The 26,166-nt window shown below is 68.9% G+C and carries 22 protein-coding genes and 1 tRNA gene; 14 read left to right on the top strand and 9 right to left on the bottom strand.

Annotation, left to right across the window (positions count from 1 at the left end; genetic code table 11):
* The first annotated feature begins 65 nt into the window (after positions 1 to 65).
* From tmk to J7E88_RS22285, 5 genes are all read left to right on the top strand, one after another.
* Positions 66 to 3,284, top strand: a complete 3,219-nt coding sequence (gene tmk, locus J7E88_RS22305) for a dTMP kinase (protein ID WP_215183808.1) — start codon at positions 66 to 68, stop codon at positions 3,282 to 3,284.
* Positions 3,285 to 3,615: 331 nt separating this feature from the next.
* Positions 3,616 to 4,821, top strand: coding sequence for a DNA polymerase III subunit delta' (locus J7E88_RS22300; protein ID WP_215183806.1), 1,206 nt, complete (start codon positions 3,616 to 3,618; stop codon positions 4,819 to 4,821).
* A 98-nt stretch (positions 4,822 to 4,919) separates the two neighbouring features.
* Positions 4,920 to 6,455 carry an alpha/beta hydrolase gene (locus J7E88_RS22295; protein WP_215183804.1) on the top strand — a complete coding sequence of 512 codons (1,536 nt, stop codon included), beginning with the start codon at positions 4,920 to 4,922 and terminating at the stop codon, positions 6,453 to 6,455.
* 127 nt (positions 6,456 to 6,582) lie between these two features.
* Positions 6,583 to 6,656: transfer RNA gene (locus tag J7E88_RS22290), tRNA-Thr, on the top strand.
* A 374-nt stretch (positions 6,657 to 7,030) separates the two neighbouring features.
* A complete protein-coding gene (locus tag J7E88_RS22285) occupies positions 7,031 to 7,222 on the top strand; it encodes a hypothetical protein (RefSeq protein ID WP_215183802.1) in 192 nt (63 codons plus the stop codon).
* A gap of 87 nt (positions 7,223 to 7,309) precedes the next feature.
* On the opposite strand, the gene J7E88_RS22280 is transcribed toward J7E88_RS22285, so the two are convergent.
* From J7E88_RS22280 to J7E88_RS22260, 5 genes are all read right to left on the bottom strand, one after another.
* Positions 7,310 to 8,806: an FAD/NAD(P)-binding protein gene (locus J7E88_RS22280; RefSeq protein WP_215183800.1), complete on the bottom strand. Its 1,497-nt coding sequence runs from the start codon at positions 8,804 to 8,806 to the stop codon at positions 7,310 to 7,312.
* A gap of 290 nt (positions 8,807 to 9,096) precedes the next feature.
* Positions 9,097 to 10,473, bottom strand: coding sequence for an FAD-binding oxidoreductase (locus J7E88_RS22275; RefSeq protein WP_215183798.1), 1,377 nt, complete (start codon positions 10,471 to 10,473; stop codon positions 9,097 to 9,099).
* Between the two features lie 18 nt (positions 10,474 to 10,491).
* Entirely contained in the window at positions 10,492 to 11,322 is an 831-nt protein-coding gene (locus J7E88_RS22270; RefSeq protein ID WP_215183796.1) for a PhzF family phenazine biosynthesis protein, read from the bottom strand.
* A 59-nt stretch (positions 11,323 to 11,381) separates the two neighbouring features.
* Positions 11,382 to 11,870, bottom strand: a complete 489-nt coding sequence (locus tag J7E88_RS22265) for a PhzA/PhzB family protein (RefSeq protein ID WP_215183794.1) — start codon at positions 11,868 to 11,870, stop codon at positions 11,382 to 11,384.
* A 158-nt stretch (positions 11,871 to 12,028) separates the two neighbouring features.
* On the bottom strand, positions 12,029 to 12,919 hold the full coding sequence (locus J7E88_RS22260; RefSeq protein ID WP_215183792.1) for a LysR family transcriptional regulator: 891 nt from the start codon (positions 12,917 to 12,919) through the stop codon (positions 12,029 to 12,031).
* A 140-nt stretch (positions 12,920 to 13,059) separates the two neighbouring features.
* On the opposite strand from J7E88_RS22260, the gene J7E88_RS22255 reads away from it, so the two are divergent.
* The 3 genes from J7E88_RS22255 (at position 13,060) to J7E88_RS22245 (ending at position 15,660) form a co-directional block, all read left to right on the top strand.
* A complete protein-coding gene (locus tag J7E88_RS22255) occupies positions 13,060 to 13,470 on the top strand; it encodes a hypothetical protein (protein WP_215183790.1) in 411 nt (136 codons plus the stop codon).
* 199 nt (positions 13,471 to 13,669) lie between these two features.
* Positions 13,670 to 15,199, top strand: a complete 1,530-nt coding sequence (locus tag J7E88_RS22250) for an MFS transporter (protein ID WP_215184113.1) — start codon at positions 13,670 to 13,672, stop codon at positions 15,197 to 15,199.
* Between the two features lie 107 nt (positions 15,200 to 15,306).
* Positions 15,307 to 15,660 (top strand): nuclear transport factor 2 family protein, encoded by a 354-nt coding sequence (locus J7E88_RS22245; protein ID WP_215183788.1) that lies wholly within the window; start codon positions 15,307 to 15,309, stop codon positions 15,658 to 15,660.
* 226 nt (positions 15,661 to 15,886) lie between these two features.
* On the opposite strand, the gene J7E88_RS22240 is transcribed toward J7E88_RS22245, so the two are convergent.
* Positions 15,887 to 16,837: a superoxide dismutase gene (locus tag J7E88_RS22240; protein ID WP_251023031.1), complete on the bottom strand. Its 951-nt coding sequence runs from the start codon at positions 16,835 to 16,837 to the stop codon at positions 15,887 to 15,889.
* Between the two features lie 505 nt (positions 16,838 to 17,342).
* Here J7E88_RS22240 and J7E88_RS22235 point away from each other — a divergent pair.
* Positions 17,343 to 18,251 carry a nitroreductase/quinone reductase family protein gene (locus tag J7E88_RS22235; protein WP_215183786.1) on the top strand — a complete coding sequence of 303 codons (909 nt, stop codon included), beginning with the start codon at positions 17,343 to 17,345 and terminating at the stop codon, positions 18,249 to 18,251.
* Positions 18,252 to 18,317: 66 nt separating this feature from the next.
* On the opposite strand, the gene J7E88_RS22230 is transcribed toward J7E88_RS22235, so the two are convergent.
* A complete protein-coding gene (locus J7E88_RS22230) occupies positions 18,318 to 19,490 on the bottom strand; it encodes a hydrolase (RefSeq protein WP_215183785.1) in 1,173 nt (390 codons plus the stop codon).
* A gap of 517 nt (positions 19,491 to 20,007) precedes the next feature.
* Here J7E88_RS22230 and J7E88_RS22225 point away from each other — a divergent pair.
* The 5 genes from J7E88_RS22225 to J7E88_RS22205 all read left to right on the top strand — a co-directional run bounded on the left by J7E88_RS22225 (position 20,008) and on the right by J7E88_RS22205 (position 24,303).
* Positions 20,008 to 20,847, top strand: a complete 840-nt coding sequence (locus J7E88_RS22225; RefSeq protein WP_308307567.1) for an AfsR/SARP family transcriptional regulator — start codon at positions 20,008 to 20,010, stop codon at positions 20,845 to 20,847.
* 45 nt (positions 20,848 to 20,892) lie between these two features.
* Complete coding sequence (locus J7E88_RS22220; protein ID WP_215183783.1) at positions 20,893 to 21,831, top strand: MBL fold metallo-hydrolase; 939 nt, start codon at positions 20,893 to 20,895, stop codon at positions 21,829 to 21,831.
* Between the two features lie 156 nt (positions 21,832 to 21,987).
* A complete protein-coding gene (locus tag J7E88_RS22215) occupies positions 21,988 to 22,419 on the top strand; it encodes a nuclear transport factor 2 family protein (protein ID WP_215183781.1) in 432 nt (143 codons plus the stop codon).
* Between the two features lie 76 nt (positions 22,420 to 22,495).
* Entirely contained in the window at positions 22,496 to 23,227 is a 732-nt protein-coding gene (locus tag J7E88_RS22210) for an SDR family NAD(P)-dependent oxidoreductase (protein ID WP_215183779.1), read from the top strand.
* A gap of 41 nt (positions 23,228 to 23,268) precedes the next feature.
* A complete protein-coding gene (locus J7E88_RS22205; protein WP_215183777.1) occupies positions 23,269 to 24,303 on the top strand; it encodes an LLM class flavin-dependent oxidoreductase in 1,035 nt (344 codons plus the stop codon).
* Positions 24,304 to 24,406: 103 nt separating this feature from the next.
* Here J7E88_RS22205 and J7E88_RS22200 read toward each other — a convergent pair whose 3' ends face one another.
* Positions 24,407 to 25,621 carry a nucleotide disphospho-sugar-binding domain-containing protein gene (locus tag J7E88_RS22200; RefSeq protein ID WP_215183776.1) on the bottom strand — a complete coding sequence of 405 codons (1,215 nt, stop codon included), beginning with the start codon at positions 25,619 to 25,621 and terminating at the stop codon, positions 24,407 to 24,409.
* 40 nt (positions 25,622 to 25,661) lie between these two features.
* A partial coding sequence (locus J7E88_RS22195; RefSeq protein ID WP_215183774.1) for a serine hydrolase occupies positions 25,662 to 26,166 on the bottom strand: 505 nt, incomplete at its 5' end.

Genomic DNA, 26,166 nt, shown 5'->3' with positions numbered 1-26,166 from the left:
TGACAAAGCGCCAGTGTGTTCGCACACCCCTCCGGGGAGCGACCCGCTCCGGATAGGCTGGGCGGATGACGCGAGCCGAGCAGCCAGCCGAGCAGCAGGCGGTCATGAGTACCGCTGCAGAGACTGCTTCCGACGCATCTGATTCCGACGCCCTCGCCGCGGACTCGCGGGAGCGCGCCGTGCGCGCCCTCCTGCGCCACGCACCGCTGAGGCGGCTGTGGAACGCACAGGTGGTCGGCGGAATCGGGGACGCACTGGGCGTTCTCGTCCTGATGCTGCTGGCCTTGCAGGCGGCCGTAGACTCCGGCGACTTCGGGTCCGGCTACCGCGGGGCGGCCTTTGCCGTCGCCGCTGTGCTCGGCGCTCGGGTGCTGGCCACTCTTCTCTTCGGGGCCGTGCTGCTCGGTCCCATGACCTCGCTCACCGCGCCGAGCGGGCCGCTGGACCGGCGCTGGACCATGATCGGCGCGGACGGCGTGCGGGTCGCGCTTTTGGTGGTCGCCCCCTTGTGGATCGACTGGACGCCCGCCAACGCACTCGCGATCCTCCTGATCAGCGTCTTCGTGGCCGGTGTCGCGGAACGTTTCTGGACCGTCGCCCGCGACGGCGCAGCTCCCGCGCTACTGCCCGCGCCACCGCCGGAGGGGGCTGCGGTACGGCCGCTGCCCGACCACCTCGACGCGCTGCGCAGGCTGTGGCTGCGCACCGGTTTCGCGGTCGTCCCCGCTGCGGCCGCCGCTCTTCTCGCCGCCACGCTGGTCGGCAACCTGCTCGGCTCGGGCATCGAGTGGTTCACGCTGCATCAGGCCGCTCTCCCCTCGTACCTGGCGGCCGGTCTGTTCGCCGCGTCCGTGTCGACGCTGTACTTCGTGGAGCTGCCCGGCGCACAGACGCCCCGGCCGCGATCGCCGCTGGAGGGCCTGCGCCGCCCGTCGGGCGGGAACGGCGGGAACGGTGTGGACAAGGGGCGCACGGGCGGCATCCCGCTGTTCGTCATCGCCTGCGCCGCAGTCACCGGAGCGATCGCATCCGCGACGGCCGTCGCCGTGCTCCACGCCATCGACCTCGGCGGCGGGCCGGTCGCGTTCGCGCTGCTCGTCCTCGCCCTGATCGGCGGCACCGGAGTCGGGATCCGCGCGGCCGGATCCGTACTGCCCTCGCTGTCGCGGCGCCGGCTGCTCGCCCTCGCGCTCACCGTGACCGGCGTGGCGCTGCTGGCCATGGGGCTGGTGCCGGACACGTCCACCGTGCTGTTCATCGCGGCGCTCGCCGGCTTCGCGGCGGGTGTCGCCGCCAACACCGGGCACGCCCTGATCGACCAGGAGACCGAGGACTTCCGCCGGCCCCGTATCACCGCTCACCTCCAGGCTGTCGTCCGCGTCGCCATCGGGCTCGCCGCGATCGCGGCCCCGCTGCTCGCCGCGGCGATCGGTCCGCACCGGCTCGCGAGCGGGGACTTCGTCTTCGCGCACGGCGGGGCCGCGTTCACGCTGATGCTCGTCGGCGCGCTGCTGCTGCCCGTCGCCGCGGTCGTGCTGGCCAAGACGGACGACCGTTCAGGGGTGCCTCTGCGCCGTGATCTGCGCGACGCGCTGCGCGGTGGCGCGGACCCGGCGCAGGTGCCTGCGGCGAACGGATTCTTCATCGCCATCGAGGGCGGCGACGGAGCGGGCAAGTCCACCCAGGTCGAGGCGCTCGCCGAGTGGATCCGCGCCAAGGGCCACGAGGTCGTCGTCACCCGTGAACCCGGTGCCACCCCGGTCGGCAAGCGGCTGCGCTCCATCCTGCTGGACGTGTCGAGCGCCGGACTGTCCAACCGGGCCGAGGCCCTGCTGTACGCCGCCGACCGCGCGGAGCACGTCGACTCGGTCGTCCGCCCGGCGCTGGAACGCGGCGCCGTCGTCATCTCCGACCGCTACATCGACTCCTCCGTGGCCTACCAGGGCGCGGGCCGCGACCTTTCGCCGACGGAGATCGCGCGGATTTCGCGCTGGGCGACGGACGGACTCGTACCGAATCTGACCGTGCTGCTCGACGTCTCGCCGGAGGCCGCGCGCGAACGTTTCACCGAGGCGCCGGACCGGCTGGAGTCCGAGCCCGCGGAGTTCCATCAGCGGGTGCGCGCCGGGTTCCTGACCCTGGCGGCGGCCGACCCCGGCCGCTACCTCGTCGTCGACGCGGGCCAGGAGCCCGGGTCGGTCACCACTGTCGTACGCCACCGGCTCGACCAGCTGCTGCCCCTCTCCGACGCCGAGATCAAGGCCCGTGAGGAGGCGCGCGAGGCGGCCGCGGAGGAGGCCCGCCGCAAGGCCGAGGAGGAGGCCGCGCGGAAGGCGGAGGAGGAGCGCCTGGAGCGTGAGCGCCAGGAGCAGCTCGCGAGGCTCCGTGCCGAGGAGGAGGAGCGCAAGCGGCGCGAAGAGGAGGAGGCGCGGCAGCGCGAGGCCGAGCGCCAGGCCGAGGAGGCCAGGCAGCGCGCCGAGGAGGCGCGCCGGCGGGCGGATGAGGAACGCCGCCGCCGCGAGGCCGAGGAGAAGGCGCGCCAGGAGGAACAGGAGCGCCTTCGCCGCCAGGCCGCGGAGGAGGCCCGCCTGCGGGCCGAGGCCGAGGCGCGTCGGCTGGAGAAGCAGCGCAAGGCGGAAGAGGCGCTGATGAAGGCGGAGCAGGCGCGGCGGGCCGCGGAGGCTGCCGCTGCCGCGGCGGCAGCGGCGTCCGCGCAGGCGGCCAACGAGGTCACCGTGCCGACGCCGGTCGTGAGGCCGGACGAGGCGCCGTCGGCGAGTCCCGACGAGATCACGCAGGAGGTCCCGAGGCCGGGCACGGCAGCGGGGGACGACGAGACGACGCTGCTGCGGAAGGTCCCCGACGAGGCGGAGACTTCCGTGCTGCCTGCTGCGGAGGGTCCGCGGGCCGAGGCGGAGACCTCCGTGCTCCCGGCCGTGGCGGATCCGCGGGCGGCCGACGAGACGGCGGTGCTGCCGCCGGTGCGGGACGCGCGCCGGGACGCGCGCCGGGACGCCGACCCCGCGGACCGGGTGCCGCCGGGCTTCTTCCGTGACGAGCGCCCCGAGGACCAGGCGGGGCCGGAGGACGCCAACGAGCGCACCCGGGAACTGCCTCAGGTCGACCCGGCCGCCCCGGCCCACCCGGTCGACCCGCAGGCGGGCCGCCGGCGCCACCGCCCGGACTGGGCGGAGGAGACGCCGCTGGACGACCTGCCGACGCTGGCTGACGAACTGCTGGGCCCGCACGAGGACGAGGACGACCGGCGCGGCCGCTCGCGCTGACGCCGCTCGTGCCGGCACCGCTCGTGCCGGCACGGCTCGCGGTGGCGCCGGCGAACGGGGCGCGCGTCCCGGGAGCCGGCCCGTGTGGGCCGCGGGCGCGGCCCCGACGGGAGCCGGCCCGCACGGGCACGTGACGGGACCCGGTCGTACGGCGCGGGCCCCTCGCCGGACTGTTGGGACATGGCAACTGTCGGGGGGCGTCGGGCCGCTGGGACGCCGGGAGGTCGTAGGGACCGGGTCTGCGACCCCTCGCTGGACCCGGGTGTCAGAGGGCTGGACCACAATGGAGGCGCACAGGACACTCCACGGCGCGAAGGGGCGGTGACGGCGCATGGCCGTATGGGACGACATGGTCGGCCAGGAGCGCGTCCGGACACAGCTCTGCGCCGCCGCGGGGGACGCCGATGCCCTGGTCACCGCCCACGTCCAGGGCGCGCCCGCCCCCGCCGCCTCGAAGATGACGCATGCGTGGCTGTTCACGGGGCCTCCCGGGTCCGGACGGGCCACCGCAGCCCGGGCCTTCGCTGCCGCCCTGCAGTGCACCAGCCCCGACCGTGCCCTCGGCGGCGCCCCCGGCTGCGGTTTCTGCGACGGCTGCCACACCACGCTCGTCGGGACGCACGCCGACGTCGAGGTGATCCGCACGGACCTGCTCTCCATCGGCGTCAAGGAGACCCGTGAACTGGTCCGCCGCGCGCAGCTCGCCCCGGCCGGGGGCCGCTGGCAGGTGATCATCATGGAGGACGCCGACCGCCTCACCGAGGGGGCTGGGAACGTCCTGCTGAAGGCCGTCGAGGAGCCGGCCCACCGCACTGTGTGGATGCTGTGCGCACCCTCCCTGGAGGACGTGCTCCCCACCATCCGCTCCCGCTGCCGCCACCTCACCCTCCGTACGCCCCCGGTCGCGGCAGTCGCCGACGTGCTGATCCGGCGCGACGGCATCGAGCCGGAGGTCGCCGCGGCCGCCGCGCGTGCCACCCAGGGCCACATCGGTCGCGCCCGCAGGCTGGCCACGGACGAGCGCGCCCGCGCCCGGCGCGCGACCGTCCTCAAGCTGCCTCTGCGGGTCGAGGACATCGGCGGCTGCCTCAAGGCCGCGCAGGAGCTGGTCGACGCGGCGGCGGAGGACGCCAAGCAGGTCGCCGAGGAGACCGACGTCAAGGAGACGGAGGATCTGAAGGCCGCGCTCGGCGCGTCCGCGGGCGGTCGTATGCCGCGTGGGACGGCGGGTGCGATGAAGGAGCTGGAGGACAAGCAGAAGCGCCGCAAGACGCGTACCCAGCGCGACAGCCTCGACCTCGCGCTCTCCGACCTGACAGGCTTCTATCGCGATGTGCTCGCGCTCCAACTGGGCTCGCGGGTCCAGCTCGCCAACGAGGACGTGCGCGACTCGCTCGACCGCATCGCCCGTGGCTCGACGCCTGAGGGCACGCTGCGCCGGATGGAGGCGGTCGTCGCCTGCCGCGAGGCGCTGGAGAGCAATGTGGCGCCGCTGCTGGCGGTGGAGGCGATGACGATGGCACTGCGCGCGGGCTGACCGCGGCCGCCACCGGGCCGTCGGGTTCCCCCGGTTGACCGGATCACCCGTACGAGCACGGACGGGCACCGGCGGCCTGCTGCCATTACGCTCCGGGGATGGACACCAGGCGCCTGCTCCGCACTCTTGCCCTCCCCCTGGCCACGGTCGGCCTGCTCGTCTCCGGCTGCAGCGGCGATGGCGGCGGTTCGTCGCCCGGCTCCACGGCATCCGGCCGGGCGGCCCCGTCCGCCGACCTCGAGCGCTACTACGCGCAGAAGCCGTCCTGGCGCTCGTGCGGTGTCCCCGGCTTCCAGTGCGCCACCCTGAAGGCCCCGCTGGACTACGCGGACCCGGAGGGCGAGTCCATCGACCTCGCGGTCGCCCGCAAGAAGGCCACGGGCCCGGGCAAGCGCCTCGGCTCCCTCCTGGTCAACCCGGGCGGGCCCGGCGGCTCGGCCATCGGTTACCTCCAGAGCTACGCGGGCATCGGTTACCCCGCACCGGTCCGGGCCCAGTACGACATGGTCGCCGTCGACCCGCGCGGTGTCGCCCGCAGCGAACCGGTCGAGTGCCTGACCGGCACCGAGATGGACACGTACACACAGACCGACCAGACGCCGGACGACTCCGGTGAGAGGGCGAAGCTGGCGGCGGCCTACAAGGAATTCGCCGCGGGGTGCGAGAAGCGCTCGGGCAAGGTCCTTCCACATGTCTCGACCGTCGAGGCGGCGCGGGACATGGACATCGTCCGCGCGGTGCTGGGCGACGCCAAGCTGAACTACGTCGGGGCCTCGTACGGCACCTTCCTCGGCGCGACGTACGCCGAGCTGTTCCCCGACCGGACCGGCCGGCTCGTCCTCGACGGCGCCATGGACCCGGCGCTGCCCGCACGTGCCATGAACCGCGACCAGACGGCCGGGTTCGAGACCGCCTTCCAGTCCTTCGCCGCGGACTGCATCAAGCAGGCCGACTGCCCGCTGGGCCGTACGTCCGCAGCGGACGCGTCCGAGCGTCTGAAGGCCCTGTTCAAGAAGCTGGACGCGACGCCCGCACCGACCGGCGAGAGCCGCGAGCTCACCGAGTCGCTGGCCACGACGGGCGTGATCGCGGCGATGTACGACGAGGGCGCGTGGCCCCAGCTGCGCGGGGCGCTGGCCGCGGCCCAGGAGGGGGAGGGCGCCTCGCTGCTGGCGATGGCCGACATGTACTACGAGCGCGAGACGGACGGCTCGTACTCGAACCTGATGTACGCCAACGCCGCTGTGAACTGCCTCGACCTCCCGGCGCCCTTCGACGCCCCGGAAGCCGTGGAGTCGGCCGTCCCGGACTTCGAGAAGGCGTCGCCGGTCTTCGGTGAGGGCTTCGCCTGGGCCTCGCTGAACTGCGGCTACTGGCCCGAGAAGGCCACCGGCAAGCCCCACCGCATCGAGGCGAAGGGCGCGGCCCCGATCGTGGTGGTCGGCACGACCCGCGACCCGGCCACCCCGTACAAGTGGGCGCGCAGCCTCGCCGGCCAGCTGTCCTCGGGCAGGCTGCTGACCTACGACGGCGACGGCCACACGGCGTACGGCCGGGGCAGCGACTGCGTCGACACGGCGATCAACACCTACCTCCTCCAGGGCACACCCCCGGCGGACGGCAAGCGCTGCTGAACTGCGGACGGGCGCCGGATGGGGCACGGGGGAGGTGGTTCGGGGCACTCCGGAGAACCCTGTAGACTTGGCGCCGCTGCTGATGAGAGCGTGTCCCCGCGGGGACGGGTGTCTCGTCCGGTAGCGCGCCGCCTTAGCTCAGTTGGCCAGAGCAACGCACTCGTAATGCGTAGGTCTCGGGTTCGAATCCCGAAGGCGGCTCAGTTGAAAGCCAGGTCAGACCCTTTCTGACCTGGCTTTTCTCTTGGCCCGAGCCGCTTTGGCCGCGAGGAGGGCTCCTCTCTTCCTGCCATCGAATCCAAGGGGTGCGTGAGGGGAGCGCATGGGCGCAGAACTTTTGCGACGGGGTGCGCGAGGGGATCGCGGGGAGACGCCGCCGAGCCACGCGACGCGTCGTCTTGGCGGACGACCCGATTTGTGGGAACGCTCCAAGCCCAGCTCGTAAGGTGGTCGACGTGGCAGATCCTTGGAAATTCTCTCGTTCCAGTCCCTCGTGACGCAGTCGAGCGCCGTGTTGCCGACCCGAGGTGGAAGCCACATCGGTACAGGGAGTCGCGGCTCACATCGTCGATGTCATGGCCCAACGGGTTGGCATGGAGCGCGTGGAAGCCGTCCAGCTGGTGACTCCCCAGGCGGTGGCCGAGATCATCATGAAGGCGGCCACCGAAGTCGACCAGAGCGCCTCCGTCCGCACGCGATGCGGCCGGTCCGGATCGACGACCGCACGGTCAGTGCCCCCGTCGAATCGCTCGGCCACCTGGTCATAGCCGCGTCGCAGGCCTACCAGGAGCTTCGTCGTCCGTACCGCCCAAGCCCGCCAACCCGCCCGGCACCGCAGTCAGGTTGGAAAGGGCTCAGTGCGCGGCGGGCAGGTCGGCCGACGCTTGGAGCCCGGTGAGGCTCGCCGCGATCTCGTCGGCGCGCCGGGTGAAGGCGGCCACGGCGCTGACGAAGTAATAGGCGCCACGCGTCAGTTCGCCCAGCACGAAGAGCCGCTCGTCGGCTTGACCGGCCGGGTCCACTGCCTTCCCGCTCTTCTCCTCGACACGAATGCCACCGTGCGGGTGGTCGGCGAGGACACCGGCTGTACGAGCGAGTCCCAGAAGCCCTCCGGCCGCCGGGGGCTCGGGCCGGTAGACCGAGGTGACGGCGTTGATCACCAGACTGACGCGGTCGTCCTCACCCCCCGCATACCGCACCCGGAAGCCGACGCCCGCGGGACCTCGCTCCACCGTCTCGATTCCGGCGCGCACGCACAGCCGCTTTTCGTCGTACATCTCGACCAGCGTGGCCGCGGTGGTCTGCGGGATGGGCGAGGCGAAGCTCCACAGTCGGGAGTGCAGGGTCCGCAGCACCCGCTCCTTGTCGCCCTCATGGAGAGCCAGCCACAAGTCCTGACCGATGTCGATGACGGCGCGCTGGAGCAGCTGGGTGCCGATGCCTGGTGAGAGGGCGTCGGCGAGCTGACGGCGTAACCGCTCCTCGGCGGGCTCCGGTTCCATGATGTCAGTGAGGATTGCGGCGAAGTCCTCGCCCGCAGCGCTGACTTCCTTCTCGGCGAGCCTCCCGATGTCCGCGAGACGCAGCGGCTTGGGCAGCCTCGCCAGGGTCTCGGCGGTCAGCACACTGGGCCGCACGGGCACCGCCTTGCGCCGTACCGAGGGAAGCAGCCCAGACCTGGAGGCCAGGGTGACTCGGCCTCGATGGCCCATGGAACGCAGCGCAACCAGCACATCAGTGGCGATCATGCCGGAGCCTATGACGGCGATCTCGGCGTCCGCCGGCACCTGCGCAAGCGCGTCCCGCAGTGGATACGGGTCGTCGATGTAGCCCGGGGTCCCGCGCAGTCCGTACACGTCGTTGTCGGCACGGCCACCGAGGCACAGCACCGCGTGATCCACGCGGACGGTTTCGCTCGCCGAGTGGATGACGACGCCCGATCCGTCCCTGTCGACTCCGGTGGCCATCTCCTCGATCGACCGGATGGTCCACCCGGCAGCCCGAAGGGACGCCAGCGCCTCCTCGACCCCGTCCACCAAATAATCTCCGTAGACCGGCCGGGGCAGAAAGCGGTGGACGCCCCGCTCGTCCGGATGCACAGCGAGGCCCTTGTTCTCAGCCCACCGAACGCCGTGCTCGGGTTCGTTGTGGTGGAGCGACATGCCGATCATCGGCCCATTGGCGAGGACCATCTCCGTGTCTCGCTGGTAGGCGCGCCCGCGCCAGCGGCCCTCCAGGCGGTCGACGAGGACCAGCTCGTTCGGCCCGGCGAACTGCTCTGCGCGGGCGGCCAAGGCGGCCACCAGACACGCACCTACAGTTCCGCATCCGATCACGCCGATGCTGGGCATGTGGCGCCCTACCTTTCTCGTCGGGTTCGAACTGGTCATTCGTAAGATCGGCAGACCCAGGGGGCGTGCCCCACTCCTGGAGATCTACCCCGCGTTGGAAGGACCCTGGATCTGACCAACAAGGGCCCCGTCCTGCAGCTGACGGGCTGCAGACCCAAGGCCGCGTCCGAGGGGCCGGCGCCAGACGTATCGAGACCTGGCTGTGCAGCCGCAAGGTCCGAAGCTTCGCTGTATTCGCCCAAAGCCGCAGTAGAGGCCGCCGAGGCGAAAGATATGTGGGCCACGGGTACTCAGCGGACGCCGGCCGAGGGCGGGGGAATGTTGTGGTAGCCGCGGAACAGGTTCTCGGGGTCGTAGGCGGCCTTCAGCTCGACAAGGCGCGCATAGTCCTTCTCGTCGTAACAGGCGCGTACCTGATCAACCGTCACGGGCCCGCCCAGCAGGAAGTTCGGCGCGATGCCGAGCACGCGGTACCCGAAGACCTCGAAGACCCGCTCGTGGTCCGCCCGCGCAGCGGCGACGGCGGCGGATCCCGCCCCCGGGGAGAGACGGGTCAGCACCCGGACGGCGTATCGGGCGTCGCGGTGTCCGACTGCGGAAGCCGTGCCACTCTGCCGCGCGAGGGCTCCGCCGAGGTGATTGATCTGCACGACACAGTTCAGTCCGGTGTCCGGCCCGGTCAGTTCGAGGATCCGCTTGGCCGCCGCCGAGTCCAGCGCGTCCACCAGGACATTCGTCCCGTAGTACGCCATCGGAGTCGGTGGATCGCGGTAGATGGCATCCGCGTCGGTGTACGGCATCTCCGTGAGCGTGTTGAGTGCGCAGGGGCCGATGACGCCCAGTGGTTCCACCACCTCCGCGCCCTGGGAGGCGCTTCCGGTGTGGACGATCCGAATATGGGCGGTGTACCGGCCTCGTACGGGAGCGGGCACGGCTGGCTTGTCCGGGAAGGGGACCAACCCGATCGACGAGGTCGTCTCCTCGCCCAGGCCTACCGTCCAGTCCAGCCAGGCGTGAAGAGCGTCGGGGACATGCTGCTCGGTGAAGTACAGCCCCCCGCCGTAGATGCGTGGCTGGCCGACCAGCTCCACGTCCAACGAGGTGACGACGCCGAAGTTGGCACCGGCACCGCGCAGTGCCCAGAACAGGTCCGGATCGCTCTCGGCGGTCACGTGCCGCAGTTCGCCGTCGGCCGTGACGATCTCAGCCGCGGTGATCCGGTCGGCGGCGAAGCCGTACGTGCGCGCCAACAGGCCGATGCCGCCTTCGAGGGTGTAGCCGACCGCGCCGACGCCGACCGCGCTGCCGGATAACGGCGCCATACCGTGCCGCGCCGCCTTCCGGATCACGTCCTCCCACGGAGTGCCGGCCTGGATTCGGGCGATGCCGCGGACGTGGTCGATGTCAACTCCGCGCATTCGCTTGGTGGTGACCAGGACCCCGCCGATCCGGTCGCCTGGCAGGCCATGACCGGTGGCCTGTACGGCGAGGGGCAGACCACGCCTGGCGGCCAGGCGAACGGCGGCACGGACGTCATCCGGTCCCGTCGCTCCGACCACCATCTCCGGCTGCTGACGGAACCCGGTCTGGTAGGCGGCCAGCTCTTCTTCGTAGCCCGCCGTCTCCGGGCTGTAGACCGGGCCTTCGCTCACGATGTCCGCGGACACATTCACAGGACAGCCTCTCTAGACGTAGATGGAGCCGCGGGCGAGCACGGCACCATGCCCGCCGACGCGCACCGCGTCGACCCGGTCGCCCTCGCCCTCTGCTCTCGCGTGCATGGGGGACGGGCGGCCCATCTCAACACCTTGCAGGATCTCCATATCCTGCCCATACTCGGCGAGCCCGTGGCGCGCGAGGTGCACGGCGAGCGGACCGGCCGCCGATCCGGTTGCCGCGTCCTCCACGACGCCATAGGCCGGCGAGAACATGCGGGTCCGCCAGTGCGTACCCGAACCGGCGAAGCAGTTGGCCGCCATGTCCGGAAAGGCGCGCAGCGCATTGTGGTCCGGAGTCAGCGCGGACAGCGCCTCGACGCTTTCCAGGCCGACGAACACATGGCGGGGCCCATTGCGATAGGCCTCGACCGGAGTGATCGAGGCGTCGACGCCCAGCGCCACGAGCAGCTCCGCGCTGTGCTCGTACGGTTCCCAGACGGGAGTCGGCTGGAGCATGCTCACAAAGGTGGCATCGCCGTGGGTCAGCTCGAACGGGATGATGCCCATCGCCGTCTCCAGGCGCAGCCGTTCCGCCTCTTGCGGACGTCCAAGGGCGACCGCGGTGCCGAGGATCGGATGCCCGGCGAAGGGCAGCTCGTTGACCGGCGTGAAGATGCGGATGCGCGCGTCTCCGCCACGCTCGGGCGGCAGCACGAAGGTGCACTCCGAGAGGTTCATCTCCTTGGCGATCCGCTGCATCATCGTGGCCGAGAGATCTTCTGCGAGGAAGAACACAGCTACTGGGTTGCCTTTGAGCGGGGTACGCGCGAAGGCATCCACCACCACGTACTCATGCACGGAACGGAACCTCCTGAAGCGTGCGCGTGAAAACGAATGCGACGGAAATCACCCGTCCGTCAGGTGGGAATTCCTTCGCGCTTGACCGGAGGAACCGGGATGCCCAGGGCACGCAGCTGCTCGTTCGGATTCATGAACTCCCGCTCCAGCTTGATTTTTCCGTTCTCGAACTCGAAGGAATGGATGAAGTGGTTCTTGTAGTGCCCCTCCGGATATCCGGGGAAAACGATCTTCCCTTCCCCGTCGCACTCCACCCAGAACCGGTTCGGGTCCTGCGTCTCGAAGATCTCGATATTGGTCCACACCCAGTCGGGGAAGCACTTCAGCGACCACACCGCGTGCTCGCCGAGCCGGTCCAGGCCGCGGACGACGATCGGCTCCCCGGTGTCGTTGGTCCACAGACCGCTGGCGCCGTCCTCGGCGAACAGCAGGTGACGCGTCAGCCGGTCCTGTCCCCGGGCGTTCATGTACTTTTCGACGACCGCACGGTTGTGCCGACGGAGTTCCGCGTCATCGTGGAAGGCCTGCTGCTCGGTGGTCTCGGACATCGAAAGTCCTCCATATGCGCTCGCCAGTGATCTGGCCCTGTCTTGCTGCGACCCTCATCCGGAGCCCGAGGCACTGGCAACTTCGCCGGGGAACTGTGGCAGGTGGCGGCGAGACTGCGGGTGGACCTGACAGAGTTCCGGGCAGCTCGCCCCAGGACTCATAGCGCTTCCGGCAGCAGGGCGCGGGCATGGGCGATGAGCGCGGCCGCGGCCGGACTGGTCGGGCCGTCGGTCCGCCATGCGAGGGCCAGGCGGCCGCAGGGGCGCTGCCGGATGTCGATGAGATGGACCTCCATGCCGAGTGCTCGGGCCGGGGAGGTTGGGATGATGGCCACTCCGAGTCCGCGTCCGGCGAGTTGGGCCAGCACATGCGGGTCGGCAGCCTCGAGGGCGATGTGCGGCCGGAATCCCGCCGCCGCGCACGCCGCCTCGACAGTGCTGCGCAGCCCCGTGCCCGGGGGCAGGCAGATCAGGGCACGGTCCGAGAGCTCGTCGATGCCGATGCGCTTGCGGCCGAACAGCGGGTCCTTGCGGCCGACGGCGGCGACCAGCGGCTCGTTGACGATGTCGTAGAGGGCGATGCCGGGCGGGCGGGGACCGGTGCGGCCGATGACCGCGAGATCGATGCGGCCCGAGCGCAGGGCCTCCACGAGATGCTCCGAACCGTCCTCGGTCAGGCCGATCTCCACCCCTGGGTACGCCTCGTGGAAGGAAGCGAGCAGCGCCGGCAGGTCGATGGTCCTGCCCATGGCAGTGACGGTGCCCATGGTGACCCGTCCGCGCACCAGGCCGTTGAGTTCGGCGATCGTCGCGTGGATCGAGGCGACCGCCCTGAGCGCGGCCTGTGCATAGGGCAGGACCGTGACGCCGACCGAAGTCAGCTGCACTGTGCGGGTGGAGCGATCGAGCAGGTCCTCGCCCAGCTCCCGTTCCAGTTTGCGTACTTGGGCACTCACGCCGGGTTGAGAGACATGCAAGGCGTCGGCCGCCTTCGTGAAGCTCGCCAGCTCGGCGACGGTGACGAAGTATTCCAACTGCCTCAGTTCCATAATCGCTGATTATAGTTCGCAGAAAACATAGATGTTGGACTTCTGTATGAGGACGGCTCAGAGTGAACAGGCGCCCGGAAGCCGAGCGGGCGGCTGTACGCCGAGAGGACCGTCCCGATGATCCAACGCACCAGTCATACATGCGCGTTCGCTTCCTCGACCACCCGTGCCGTGAAGAGGTGCCTTTCGCTCGTCAGCGTGACGGGGATCACGCAGGTCTGCACGATCTCTTCGCCGAGCGGGTCGACCTCTTCGCCCCGGGAGCCGCAAGTATCGATGCAATGTGCCCCACGTGCAGTCGGTCGGAAGTCTCGCAATTCTTCGCGGCACTCGACCAAGTTCTCGTGAAGAACCGGGACTTCGTGGTTCTGAGCCAGGATGCGGTCGTCACCGGGTTCGCTCACAAGGCCATGAGCGCCAATCCCATGACCCCTGCACTTCACCGTGGTCGGAGCGAGAACCGTCCGCCGGTACTTCACCGAGGTCAGCGCACAGTTCTGAACGCGGCGAATCCGGATCGGCGCCTCCTCACCTTCACGGTGGGTTTCTGAGTAACCGTCTCTTCAGCCGCAGCTCGCGTACACCCGCTTCCTCGGCAGGAAGCAGATCTCTGCCGAAGGGCGTCCGTATGCGTTTGTTCAGGAATGCCAAAATAGTTACAGGAATGCCAAGGAGTCATCAGTGAATGCCACGGCCATCACCCCGACGACGGGAGGTCGGCGACGCGACCATCGCGCAGCCACCGTCGTCATGGCCTGCGTGGGTGTGTTCGTCGCCTATCTGCCGGTCACCACCGTCTCGGTGAGCCTGCCGATCATCCAGCGCAGCCTCGACGCGTCGACCGCCGACCTGTCCTGGGTCACCGATGCCTTCGTCCTGCCGATGGCTGCCCTCATCCTCACTGCCGGAGTCGTCGGCGACGTGTACGGCCGGCGCAAGGTCCTCCAGGCCGGACTCGCCTTCTGTGCCATAGGGGCGGCCATCGCCCTGAGCGCCAACAGCGTGGAAGTCCTCTGGTTCGGGCAGGCGTTCACCGGGGTCGGCGCTGCTGCTCTGCTGCCCGCAACGCTCGGCCTCATCAGCCACGCGGTGCCAGACCCGCGCGAGCGCGTCAAGTACGTCAGCATGTGGACCGCATCTCTCGTGGGCGCGCTGGCCGTCGGCCCCGTGATCGCCGGCGTGATCCTGGAGAACGCTTCCTGGCGCTGGATCTTCGTGACGCCCATCCCGGCCTCGCTGCTCGCCATGGCCGCGGCTGCCCGATACGTGGCCGACTCCCGTGCCCCCGGGATCCGCCGACTCGACTGGTCCGGCCAGATCACGGCCGCCGTCGTCATCACTTCGCTGGTGTACGCGGTGATCGAGGGCGGCAGCGGGTCCTTCGGCGATACCCACGTGATCGCGGCACTCGCCCTGTCCGCCGCAGCGCTCCTGGCCTTCGTCGTCACCGAAATGCGCAGCAGCAGCCCGATGTTGGACCTGAAGTTGTTCCGCAGCGCCGCGTTCAGCGCCACAGCGCTGGTCGCGTTGATCAGCTTTCTCGGGCTGATCGGCTTCATCTTCGTCCTCAGCTTGTACCTCGGACAAGTCCAGCAGCTCGGCACACTGGACGCGGGCTATCGGATGCTGATGTTCACCCTCACCACGATGCTCGCCGGACCGGTCTTCGGCCGAATCATGCACCGCGTATCGGCCCGCGTGCTCATCACCGTGGGCCTGCTGTTGGCCACTGGCTCGCTGCTGTCGCTCACTTCCATCGACGCGGAAACCTCGTTCGGGGCGCTGGCATGGCGCTTGATCGTCCTTGGAGTAGGTTTCGGCGCAGTCTTCGCCCCGATGACTGCCACGGCGATCAACTCCGTCCCGCACCACCTCGCGGGCATGGCGGCAGCGGGCAGCAACGCCTTCCGCCAGGTGGGCGCGGCACTCGGCCCGGCCCTGATGGGTGCGCTCCTCACCACCAAGGTCGGCAACGTCCTGCCCGACCGCCTCTCCGATGCCCAACTCGGCCCGGCGGCACAGCACCAGGTGACCGATGCAGTCGAGAGTGCAGGCTTCGGCGCCGTCCACGCGATCGACCTCGGAGCAGACACCCCCACGATGCTGCACGCGTTCAGTCGTGCATTCCTCGACGGCATCCACCTCTGCTTCACCATCGCCGCGGCCATCATGCTGCTCGCGGCAGTGACCAGCGCGGTACTGCTGCGCCGCCCGCGCAGCGGGACCTCTGTGCCGGTGACCGCGCCGCGGCACGCCGCAGGGCCCGCACTGACCCGGTGACCCGCCACCGTCGTACGGACCGCGCAGGGCAAGCCCCGACGGACGAGTCCTGCCGGAGGACGACGGCGGACAGCACCACGAAGACAGCTCGAGAAAGGGACACGAGCGTGACTGCCATCCCTCTGGATGTGATGTCTACGTACTACGCCGCCTGGAAGGCCAAGGACTCCGCCACACTGAGTTCAGTGCTCGCTGAGAACGTGGACTTCACAGGGCGGTTCGGAGCCGCGCACACCGCGGACGGGTATCGGGCGAAGATCGAGGCGGTGTCGGAGATCAAGACCGACATAGCGGTCCAGAAAGTCTTCAGCGACGGTGCGGACGTAGTGACCTGTTTCGAGCACCACACCCAAGTCGGCACCGGTCCTGGTCGCTGCGTGGACCGCGTGAAGGGCGGCAAGATCACACATCAACGGGCGGTATTCGACCCGGGATCGATCCTGGCGGCGCTCGGACGATAGTCCCGGGCCTCAACGGCGTGCGAAACTCACGCCCCACAATCGGCGGACGGACCGGCCTTCCCCCGGCGCCGGCCCGTCCGCCTCGCCGCCCTCCGTCTGGTCCAGGAACGTTGTCGGCGTCGCCGGCAAGACGTCGCAGACACGCCCCACTGTCACCCGGACCGTTTGTCGACGGGTGCAGGTCCTGCTCAGCGCCTCCCTGAGAAGGACCTGCACCTACCAGGTGCTACCGGAGCGGCACCGCCACCGCGGTGTAGGGGGTGTCAGGAGTCGGCGGCAAGGGGAAGCGGGCGTTGGGAAGGTAGAGACGGCCGCGGTACACCGCCGCCGCGCACGGGGTGTCGAACCGGGAATCGGTGATCGTCTCGACCAGGCGGCCACGGTGGCCCGCTCGGTCGAGCCGGACAACGGCGACGTCGGACATGCGCGGGGCGTAGAGGGTACGGCCGTGCACCAAGATGCCGTTGGTCGTGGGCAGTTCCAGTCCCCCGAGGTCGACACGGCGGCTCTGCCCTGTGTCCGGGTCCACACGAAACAGTCCGCCCCGGTCGGCAAGGGTGTTGACCACGAGCAGCGCGCGTCTGTCCGGAGTGGCCGCAATGCCGGTGGCGGTCAGGTGGTTCGGGGATCCCTGGACCCAGTCCCCAGAGAGCGGGAGCGTCACCACCGCGTCGGCGGCAGGAAGTTCGCCGTACCGGCCGATGGGCAGGCCGTAGAGCCGGCCGACGAAAGAATCGGTGAACCAGGCCATGCCGGGCGTCAGCGCGACGTGGTCGACGAAGGTGTTGGCCGAGCCCACCTCATAGGTCCGCAGGACGCGGCCGTTCGTGCCGTCCATCACAGTGATGGTGCGTCCCCAGCCGCCCGCGATGAACAGACGCTGCCGGTCATCGACGCCGATGCCCACGGCGTAGTGGCCCTCGCCGGCCCCGGGGTGAATCGTTGTGCCCTCGCCTGTGGACAACCGGACGCGGTGGATCGCGCCGCCGAGGAGCGAGCCGAAGTACGCATACGGTGCGGGGCCGATACCGATCCCTGCTGGATGGAAGCCATCGGGTAGGTGCAGCAGCGTGGGCCATGGCGTATGTGCCGGGCGGGCTGCGGCCGGCACAGCGGTGCCCAACATGCCGGCGGCGCTCAGCGTCGCCGCCAGGCCGAGGAGCCGTCGCCTGGACAAGCCCGTGCTGCCCGTGCCGCCTCGGGGTATCGGCGGGATGCTTCCGGACGGGTGCGTTCGTCTGGTCTCAGTGATCACGACGGCAGGTTGATCCGTTGCGCCTGAGGATGACTCAAGTCTTACTCACTGCCGCTTTGGGCGCGTTGACAGCGCCGCGCGGTATTGGTTTCAATTGGAGCGTGGCGCGTGGCGTCGGCCAAAGAGATGTGGGCCGGCCGGCGATCGGGCGACCACCTGTCACCAGGGAGTGATCCCTATGCGTTCACTCATCACAGGCGAAGCCTGATCTGCCGCCTTTGCGTCACCTCTGCGTCTTCGCGTGCCCTGCGTCCTTGTCGTGCCCGATGTGCTGCGCTCATAGCCCGGGCGGCGACGCGGTGCCCTTCCAGCCGGCCTGAGGCTGAAGACTGTGTGCGCGCTTCGAGCAGGTTGACACATCGTCGCCCCTCCACGTCATCACGAAGGCGCCATGCGCGTCCCACGTTCCAAGGAGATCCACCTACGCATGTCCACATCCTTCAATCAATGGGTCATCGAGGAGTTTCGAGCCAACGAAGGAAAGGTCGGGGGCCCTTTCGAGGGCAGCGACCTGCTGCTGCTCACCACAACCGGCGCCAAGTCCGGTGAGGAGCGAACCACCCCACTGGGCTACATCCGACATGAGCGTGGGCTGCTCGTCGTCGGATCCAATCTCGGTGGGCCCCGCCACCCGGACTGGTACCACAACCTCCTGGCCCATCCTCTGGTGCAGGTGGAGACCGGAACAGAGGAGTACGAGGCCGTCGCGGTGCCCGCTGAGGGGAATGATCGCGACCAGTTGTTCGCACACGTCGTGCAGAGTGAACCCGGCTACGGCGAGTACCAGGAGAACACTGACCGGCTCTTGCCCGTAGTGGTGCTGGAGCGCAGTGACCCGGCGCCGGGCGAGGGGCCTGGAGAGGTCAGGAATCTCGCCGACAAGCTGGTGGAGGTGCATGTCTGGCTTCGTGGTCAGCTACGACATGTCAGCGCCGAGGTGGACGCCTACTTCGCGGCACGGGCTTCCCAGGGGAGCACTGCTGTGCAGGCGGCACCCGGGCTCGGGCTGCAGATCCGGCAGCACTGCCTGGCTTTCTGCCAAACGCTGGAGTTCCACCACGTGAGCGAGGACGCACACATGTTCCCCGCGATGGAGGCTGCGCACCCGCACCTGAAGGACGCGTTCGAGAGGCTGCGTTCCGAGCACCAGATCGTCGCGAAGCTCCAGCAGGACCTTGCCACGCTGCTCAACGACATTGCACAGGCGGAACCCAAGACGTTCCGGTCAGAACTGGAGCGGATGACCAAGGAACTGTCAGCACACCTCGACTACGAGGAGGAGCAGCTGATTCCCGTGCTTGCGGAAATCCCCTTCCCTCCCGGGCCGCCGGCCTGACAGGCCGGCTACGGGCCGTCCGTCCACGAGCCCTCCGCCCGGCCGGGCGGAGGGCTCGTACCGTATTCACGAAGCGGATCGGAGTACCTGCTGGGCATAGGCGGCCGCAGCGGGACCGAACTGGAGCACCACGTGCCCAGCCGCTGAATGCACATCACGCCACATGCGCTGGAGCGGCGCGTGCTCGCTGTGCCCGGCCGTTCCAGCGGACCGGAACAGCCGCTCCACCGCGCCGACCAGCAGATCAGCGGCGAGGGCGCAGTCGCGCTGGCTGCGTGCCACCTCGCTGGGGGTGACGTCCGCACCGGAATCGGCGACAGCAGCGACGCGGGAGAGCAGCAGTTCCGCCGCATCGATCTCACCTGAGCTGCGGGCCAGGGTTTCCTCATAGAAGGATCGGCCGGGGCCCGGTCCGCCGGGCCGTGCCGCCCCTAGACGCTTCGCGGTGAGGGCCGACCACTCAGTCAGCGCGCCACGGGCAGCACCCCACATCGGCAGGGTGAAGAACAACCCGTTGACCATGGCCAGCGGAACGGTATGGCACTGCGCCGCGGGTGTGGGCGCGCGCCCGGCCATCAGGTCCTCGGCCAGGAAAGTATCGGAGGCGGGGACGAACACGTCCTCGGCGACCAACGTGTCGCTGCCAGTGCCACGCATGCCGATGTCGGACCAGGTCTGCTCCATGCGGTACGCGGCGCGCGGCAACGCGAAGATCCGGCGTTCGGTGCTGCCGTCCGGCTGCTCGACCAACCCCAGCACCAGAGCCCAGTCGGAGTGGGCGACGGCACTGACGTAGGGCCACTTCCCGGACAGCAGCCAGCCATCCTCCGTGCTGCGGGCCCGTCCGCTGGGGATGACCGACCCCACGACCACGACATCCGGACCGTCCTGCCAGACTCGTTTGCGTCCCTCCTCCGGCAGGAAAGCGGCCATACGCGCGAGCCCCGCCATGATGGAGGCGCACCATGCGGTGGAAGGGCATACGGCTCCCAGCGCGCCGACTGCGGGGAGGAGCGCGGCGAAGGAACCGCCCTCCGCGCCGGGGTCTTCCTGGCCGGCCCGGCCACCGCTTGCGGCCGGCACGAAGTGCCGGGCGAAGCCCGCATTGAGCAGAGCCGTCACCACCTCGGGTGCCAGCGACCGGTGTACCTCGGCACGTTCGGCGTAGGTGGATGCAACACGTGCGGCCCCCTGAGCCGCTTGGGCCAGGCGCATCGATGACGCGCTCCGTAGAGGCATGGGGACTGTCTCCTTCATTCGGTGGCCCGCCGATCTTTGAACAGTCGCTTCGGAGCATGCTCAAGCCTCGCTAGAGCGACAATGGAGCGAGGCGATTCCCGGGCGTGAGGAACATCACGAGAAGATTTCAGGGGATTTGGCAACCACCCCAACGCGTGCGCACGCCCGATTCCGGCAGCACCGAAGAAGGCGATGCTGGACAGGTTCATCGTCCCAGCTCAGAGGTACTCTCGTGTTACGGCACAAAAAACCCGGACCCACGCCAAGTGAAACGACGAGGCTAGGTATTCTCTCGCGGAGAGCTAGGAATTTACTTGATCCTCGAGTCTGCAAGTCATAGTGTCGACGGTACCGACAGGTCGCCCACGGGGGCGTGACTACTGTTGAGCGGCGAAATGGTATTGCGGCCGATTTGACCAGTTGGCCCGCCAGATCTAGTTCTCTGGCTGCCCGTTTCGCAGCGTTCTGCAATTGTCACTTTCTGTGGTTTCTTCCTTTATTTTAGCGGGGGCTTTGCGTGAAGAAGAAGACGACACTTTCAGCAGATGCTTTTCCCTCTATAAACATCGGCGTGCTCGGGCCGATGGTGGTGACTGTCAACGGGCAGTCGATCGTGCCGACGGCGGGGAAACCGCGGCAACTCCTCGCGCTGCTGGCGCTGCGCTGTGGCCGAGCCGTTCAGGTACCCACTTTCATGAAAGAGATCTGGGGCGGGGACGTCCCGAAGACCGGGCTGACCACCCTGCAGACGTACGTCCTCCAACTGCGCCGCCTGGTCGCGGACGCGCTGCCTGACGACGCCGCGCAGTCCCCCAAGCAGTTGCTGGCCACCCAGTACAACGGCTATCAACTCTGCTTCAACACCGAAGGCACCTTCGACCTGGCAGAGTTCGAACGGCTGGCGAGCTCCGGGGCCGGCGCGCTCGACCGCGGGGACGCCGCTGCTGCCTCCAAGGCGCTGGGGACGGCGCTGGAGCTGTGGCGCGGCTCGGCACTCTTGGATGTGCCGACCGGACAGGTCCTCGGTGCCGAAGTCATCAGCATGAACGAGGCGCGCATGCGCGTGCAGGAGCAGCACATCCTGGCCGAGCTCTGGCTCGGCAAGCACGCCATGCTCATCCCTCGGCTGCGCAAACTCTTCGCCCAGCATCCCCTGCACGAGAACATGGCCGCGTGCTTGATGATCGCCTACCAGCGGTCGGGCGCTTCCTGGCGGGCGTTGGAAGTCTTCCGCATCCTCCGCAAGGCGCTCGCGGAGGAGTTGGGCGTTGAGCCGGCTGCCCGTTTACAGAGCCTGTACCGAGAGTTGTTGTCCAACACCAGCGAACTCTCCCTGCGCGAGTTCGTCCTCACGTGACGACGTCCCGACAAGCTCGAACGGCATACGAAGGAATGGGCACCCATGTCCCGAACCCCGACCCCGGCTGACGCGGTCCTGCACGAGGTTGCAGAGGGCGTCTTCGCTTACATCCAACCCGACGGAGGCTGGTGCGTGAACAACGCGGGCCTCCTCGTCTCGGGCGACAGCGCTGCGCTCGTCGACACCGTGGCCACCGAGACGCGTGCCCGGTTGCTCCGAGAACGAGTCCTGGACTCCGGACGGCCGGTGCCGACCGCGCTGATCAACACCCACTCCCACGGGGACCACACGTTCGGCAACTGGTTGTTTCCAGAGGCGACGGTGTACGGACACCACGAAACCCGGCGCGAGATGGAGGCGGCCGGACTGCACCTGACCGGACTGTGGCCGCACGTGACATGGGGCCGCATTGAATTGACGCCGCCCACGGTCACGTACAGCACAGGGATGACGCTCCATGTAGGCGAACTGACCGCCCACCTCCAACACCCGGGGGTTGCCCACAGCACCAACGACACGCTGGTGTGGATCCCCGAGCGCAGGGTGTTGTTCGCCGGTGACGTCATCATGTCCGGCGTCACCCCGTTTTGCCCCATGGGGTCAGTGGTCGGCTCCCTGCGGGCTGTTCGCGCGATGCGCGAACTGGCCCCCGAGGTGGTGGTGCCTGGTCATGGGCCGGTCGGCGGCCTGGAACTCCTCGACACCGCCGAGGCGTATCTGTCCTGGATCCAGCAGCTTGCCCGGGACGGATTGGCTCAGGGACGGACACCCGGTGAGGTGGCACTGGAAGCCGACCTCGGTCCCTTCGTCGATCTGCTTGAACCGGAGCGCATCATCCCCAATCTGTATCGGGCGTACGCCGAGGAGCACGAACTCGGACATGGTGCCTCGCTGGACATGACGGCCGTCATCAAGGAGATGGACCGTGTCTTCGAAGAGATGGTCGCCTACCGAGGCGCTCCGCTGCGGTGCACCGCCTGACGGCGTAAACCCCAGTCGATGGCCAAGGGACGGCCATCGACGCTCGACGTGCACTTGAGAACAGCTTGACCTGGGCTCTAGGTCGGCGTTTCAAGATCGGCGCCGGGGTGCGCAAGCGCACCCCGGCGCCGCACGACTTCGAGTATCGGAGCCCTCATGACCGACTCCCTCTCCTTCGCCGAACTCCGCGCCCATGTCGACCAGCACTATGCCCATCAGGTGCAGTGCCTCGACAGCGGCCGATTCGAGGAGTACGCCGCTACCTTCACCCACGACGCGGAGTTCCAGCACACGCCCGGCAAGGAGCCGGCCCGTACACGCGCCGGGATCATCCGTGAACTGCACACCTTCCACGAACGGTTCCGCGGCAACCCGGTACAGCGCCGCCACTGGTTCAACATGGTTCGCCTGGAGCAGCGCGTGGACGGCGCTTACGACGTCACCTTCTACGCCCTGGTGATCACGGTCGAGCCAGGCGTCAAGGAGCCCGTGATCGGCCCCAGTTGCTTTGTCCACGACGTCCTTGAGATCGAGGGCGGCACGGTCCGCAACCGGTCCCGGCGCGTCGAACACGATCAACTCCTGTGATCCCGGGACACCGACCCATCGCTCCACCAGGCGCGCCGAGCAGGTCCGCGCATGACCGAAAGGACACCACCTCCTGATGGCACACAAGCCCGTTGCGCTGGTAACCGGATCGTCTTCCGGGATCGGTGCTGCCATTGCGCGTCGACTCTCCGCCGAGGGCATGACCGTGGTTGTCAACGGATCCCGGGACGTCGAGGCGGGGGAGATGCTGGCCGCCGAATTGCCGAACGCCTGTTACATCCGCGCGGACATCGCGGACCCAGCGCAGGTCCGCGCGCTGTTCAAGCAGGTAGAGGAGGATCACGGCGCCCTGGAACTGCTCGTGAACAACGCAGGCGTCACCCGCGCCATACCGCATGCCGATCTGGAAGGGGTGACGGACGATGTGTGGCGCGCCATCCTCAACGTCAATGTCATCGGCACTTGGCAGACGACCGTCGCCGCCATGCCGCTGCTGCGCCGCTCCGGCGTCGGGCACGTCGTCAACGTCTCATCGGTCGCCGGGGTTCGGCCCGCCGGAAGCTCGATTCCCTATGCCGTGAGCAAGTCCGCCATCAACCACATGACCCGGCTGCTGGCCGCAGCCGTTGGACCTGACGTGCGGGTCAACGCGGTGGCACCGGGGCTGATTGACACCCCCTGGACCGAGACCTTCACGGAAGTGCGGGAGCGGGTACGGACCACCACCCCGCTGCGCCGCACCGGAACACCGGACGATGTCGCCAATCTCGTTCTTGGGTTGCACCGGGCGGCCTACACGACCGGTGAGGTAGTGCTCACCGACGGCGGCGCGCATCTGTTGATCTGATACGGCGCCGCTTCTCCGGCGGGCGCACAGGAAAGAGACTCATGAAGCTAGGAGTGAACCTCACCTATCAGGGCGCGGGCGAATTGGCGGTCGCGGCCGAGCAACTCGGATACGACGTGGCGCTCGCACCTGAGGGGCATCGTTCGGACGCGGCCAGCGTTCTCGGGCTGGTGGCCGGCCGTACGGAACGCATCGGCCTGTGTTCCGGTGTGATGCAGATCCCCGCGCGTACCCCTGCACTGGCAGGGCTGACCGCCGCGACGCTCCAGGCCCTGTCCGGAGGAAGATTCCGGCTCGGGCTCGGCGTCTCCAACCCCGATGTCTCGGAGGGCTGGTACGGCGTTCCCTTCGCCGAGCCGCTGGCCAGGACCCGCGAGTACGTGGAAGTGGTGCGACTGGCGTTGCGCGGCCAGCCGGTCCGCTACGAGGGACGTCACTACCAGTTGCCCTCCTCCGGCTCTGGTGCCGCCCCGCTGCATGTGATCACCGAATGGGAAGGACCCACCACTCCAGTCTACTTGGGGGCCGTCGGCCCGCGGAACCTCTCGCTGGCGGGGGAGATCGCGGACGGATGGATCGGCGTCTTCGCCACCCCGGAGCAGGTGGCGGGGTCCGTGGCCCAGATCGCAGAGGGCCGCAAGCACGCGGGCCGGCCATTGGCGGGCTTCGACGTGATGCCCTGTTTGGCCACCGCCGTTGGCGAGGACGTGAATTCTTGCGTCGACCGGCTGCGTGCCCACTACGCCTATCTCATGGGCATAGGAAGCCGGGACCGCAACTTCTACTGCGGGCTCGCCACCAGGATGGGACACGGCGAGGGTGCTGCCGAGGTGAGCCGACTGATGGCGATCGGAGACAGGGCGGGAGCTGCGCGGGCGGTACCGGCCGCGTTCATCGACGAGACATCGCTCGTCGGGCCGGTTGAACGGATCGGACAGCAAATGCGCGCGTACGCCGACGCGGGTGTGACCACGCTGAGCATCATGATCTCGGCCGTGCAGGCCGGTCTTGACCAACGGATCACCATGCTGGAACAGGCCATGGAAGCGCTGGAGCTGTCCGGCGTGCGCGGTTGATGCGCGGGGCAGGTGCCGGTTCGGCGCCTGCCCCGTCTCCTTCACCCCGCCCCCCCAAGCCGTTGAGCAGGAAGAACGAAATCCAGCCGGAGCACCAACCGGTTCAGCGGTCCAACCGAGCGACAACCGACTCGAGCAGTGCGGCAGGGGCAGGCTGGTGGGACATCTCGGCGCGCACCTCAGCGGCTGCGCGCCGGAAGCTCTCCTCGGAGAGCAGTCGCTCGGCAGCTGCGCGCACTGCGTCGGCGTTCAGTTCGGCGGGGGCAACCGACAGGCCGACACCCCGGTCTACCACACGACGCGCGCACAGATCGTTGTCCGCACCACTGGGGACCACCAGCTGCGGAATGCCGTAGTGGAGCGCGGCCGCCGTGGTGCCCGAGCCGCCGTGATGAACGACGAGGGAGCAGTCTCCCAAGAAGGCGGTGAGGGGCACGAAGCCGGCAGGGGTCAGGTTCGTGGGCAGAGGTTCCAGCAGGCTCAAATCCGTTTCGTCATCGGCCAGTACCACTTCGACATCCATCGCCGCCAGTGCGTCCACGAGCTGCTTGAGCGTGCCCGTGCCGCCCGGCAACAGCGGGGCAACTGTCCCCAACGTCAAGCAGATTCGCTGCCGCGTGGGACGACGCAGTGCCCAGTCCGGCAGGGCGGCACCCCCGTTGAAGGGCACATAGCGCATGGGCAGCCAAGGGACGCCGTCCAGTTCGTCGGGTTCCTCTCCGGCCAGTCCGCCCAGGCTGGGGGCGCGGGGATCGACCCTCCCGAGGAGGTCCGGGCCCCCGTCGCCGAGCCCAAGTCGGTCGCGAAGCATGCGCACCACGGGGGCATCGTCCGGCTGCACCCCCATACGAGCGTTGTGCCCGGCACCTTGGCGCATCTCCGGGTCTCGCAGCGACCAGGAGATCCGATTGCCGACCTCCAACGCCGGGACGCCGAGCGCCACGGCCGCGAGCTTTCCCGCTTGGTGGTCCGAGCAGTACACCACCAGGTCTGCTCGGAAGCCCCGGCCCGCCGCAACGGTGCCTTCCGTCATGGCCAGGGTGAACAGTTCGAACGGACGCATGGCACGGGCGAGTTCCCAGTAGCCCTCGGGCACCTCCCCGGACCGGTCGCCATCGTCCTGGCCCACCAGGTCCTCGCCGACGTCCCGCTGCGGAAAGACGTCGACGACCGGAAGCCCCGACACGGCCGCGATCTTCACCATGTGCGCAGTGGTGGCGACCAGGACCTCGTGCCCAGCCGCCCGGGCCGCCCACACCAGCGGCACCAGCGGCAGCATCAACCCGTATCCCGGCGCGGCCGGAAAGAGAATCCGCATGTTCAATTCCTTTCCGAGACGGGGGACTGGTCGGCCGTCTTCAAATGCGCCCGACCGAGCGGAATACGGCCTCGACAAGTCTGCGCACCCGCTCGTCCATTCCCCCCATTTGAGCGGATCCCGCATTGGGGGTATAGGCAAAGGCGAGTTCTTCCTCCGGATCCGCAAAGATGAAGACCCCGTTAGCCCCGCTGAGACCGAAGGAACTATTCAGCCCTGTCTCTGATGGAAAGACCGGGCTGTCCGCCAGCTGCATACCCAGCCCCCAGGTCAGCGGGACGTACATAACCCGACAGGGACCTGTTGAGTAGGGGTGGGTCAGCTCGGTGATGCGTTCGGGGCTGATGAGTCGGATGCCGTCGACCGTGCCGACGAGGGCGGCGAGCATGCGGGCCATGGCCCGGGCGCTGGCCAGCCCACCGTAGGAGGGGTCCTCCACCGCCGGGTCCGCCGGGTCCTGCGACATGCTGCCGATCGTTGCCCGATAGGTGAGCGACGTGGAGTCACGCAGTTCCTCCACCTCGCCCGGGTCGGCGCCTGCCATG

The organism is Streptomyces sp. ISL-10 (assembly GCF_018614575.1).
Lineage (GTDB): Bacteria > Actinomycetota > Actinomycetes > Streptomycetales > Streptomycetaceae > Streptomyces.
This window is presented reverse-complemented; position numbering and strand designations above follow the sequence as displayed.

Bases quoted from the DNA above. Each gene is read 5' to 3' on its own strand.
- tmk (WP_215183808.1), top strand. From the start codon at position 66: ATGACGCGAGCCGAGCAGCCAGCCGAGCAGCAGGCGGTCATGAGTACC.
- J7E88_RS22300 (WP_215183806.1), top strand. From the start codon at position 3,616: ATGGCCGTATGGGACGACATGGTCGGCCAGGAGCGCGTCCGGACACAG.
- J7E88_RS22295 (WP_215183804.1), top strand. From the start codon at position 4,920: ATGGACACCAGGCGCCTGCTCCGCACTCTTGCCCTCCCCCTGGCCACG.
- J7E88_RS22285 (WP_215183802.1), top strand. From the start codon at position 7,031: ATGGCCCAACGGGTTGGCATGGAGCGCGTGGAAGCCGTCCAGCTGGTG.
- J7E88_RS22280 (WP_215183800.1), bottom strand. From the start codon at position 8,806: ATGCCCAGCATCGGCGTGATCGGATGCGGAACTGTAGGTGCGTGTCTG.
- J7E88_RS22265 (WP_215183794.1), bottom strand. From the start codon at position 11,870: ATGTCCGAGACCACCGAGCAGCAGGCCTTCCACGATGACGCGGAACTC.
- J7E88_RS22260 (WP_215183792.1), bottom strand. From the start codon at position 12,919: ATGGAACTGAGGCAGTTGGAATACTTCGTCACCGTCGCCGAGCTGGCG.
- J7E88_RS22255 (WP_215183790.1), top strand. From the start codon at position 13,060: ATGCGCGTTCGCTTCCTCGACCACCCGTGCCGTGAAGAGGTGCCTTTC.
- J7E88_RS22250 (WP_215184113.1), top strand. From the start codon at position 13,670: ATGGCCTGCGTGGGTGTGTTCGTCGCCTATCTGCCGGTCACCACCGTC.
- J7E88_RS22235 (WP_215183786.1), top strand. From the start codon at position 17,343: ATGTCCACATCCTTCAATCAATGGGTCATCGAGGAGTTTCGAGCCAAC.
- J7E88_RS22230 (WP_215183785.1), bottom strand. From the start codon at position 19,490: ATGCCTCTACGGAGCGCGTCATCGATGCGCCTGGCCCAAGCGGCTCAG.
- J7E88_RS22220 (WP_215183783.1), top strand. From the start codon at position 20,893: ATGTCCCGAACCCCGACCCCGGCTGACGCGGTCCTGCACGAGGTTGCA.
- J7E88_RS22215 (WP_215183781.1), top strand. From the start codon at position 21,988: ATGACCGACTCCCTCTCCTTCGCCGAACTCCGCGCCCATGTCGACCAG.
- J7E88_RS22210 (WP_215183779.1), top strand. From the start codon at position 22,496: ATGGCACACAAGCCCGTTGCGCTGGTAACCGGATCGTCTTCCGGGATC.
- J7E88_RS22205 (WP_215183777.1), top strand. From the start codon at position 23,269: ATGAAGCTAGGAGTGAACCTCACCTATCAGGGCGCGGGCGAATTGGCG.
- J7E88_RS22200 (WP_215183776.1), bottom strand. From the start codon at position 25,621: ATGCGGATTCTCTTTCCGGCCGCGCCGGGATACGGGTTGATGCTGCCG.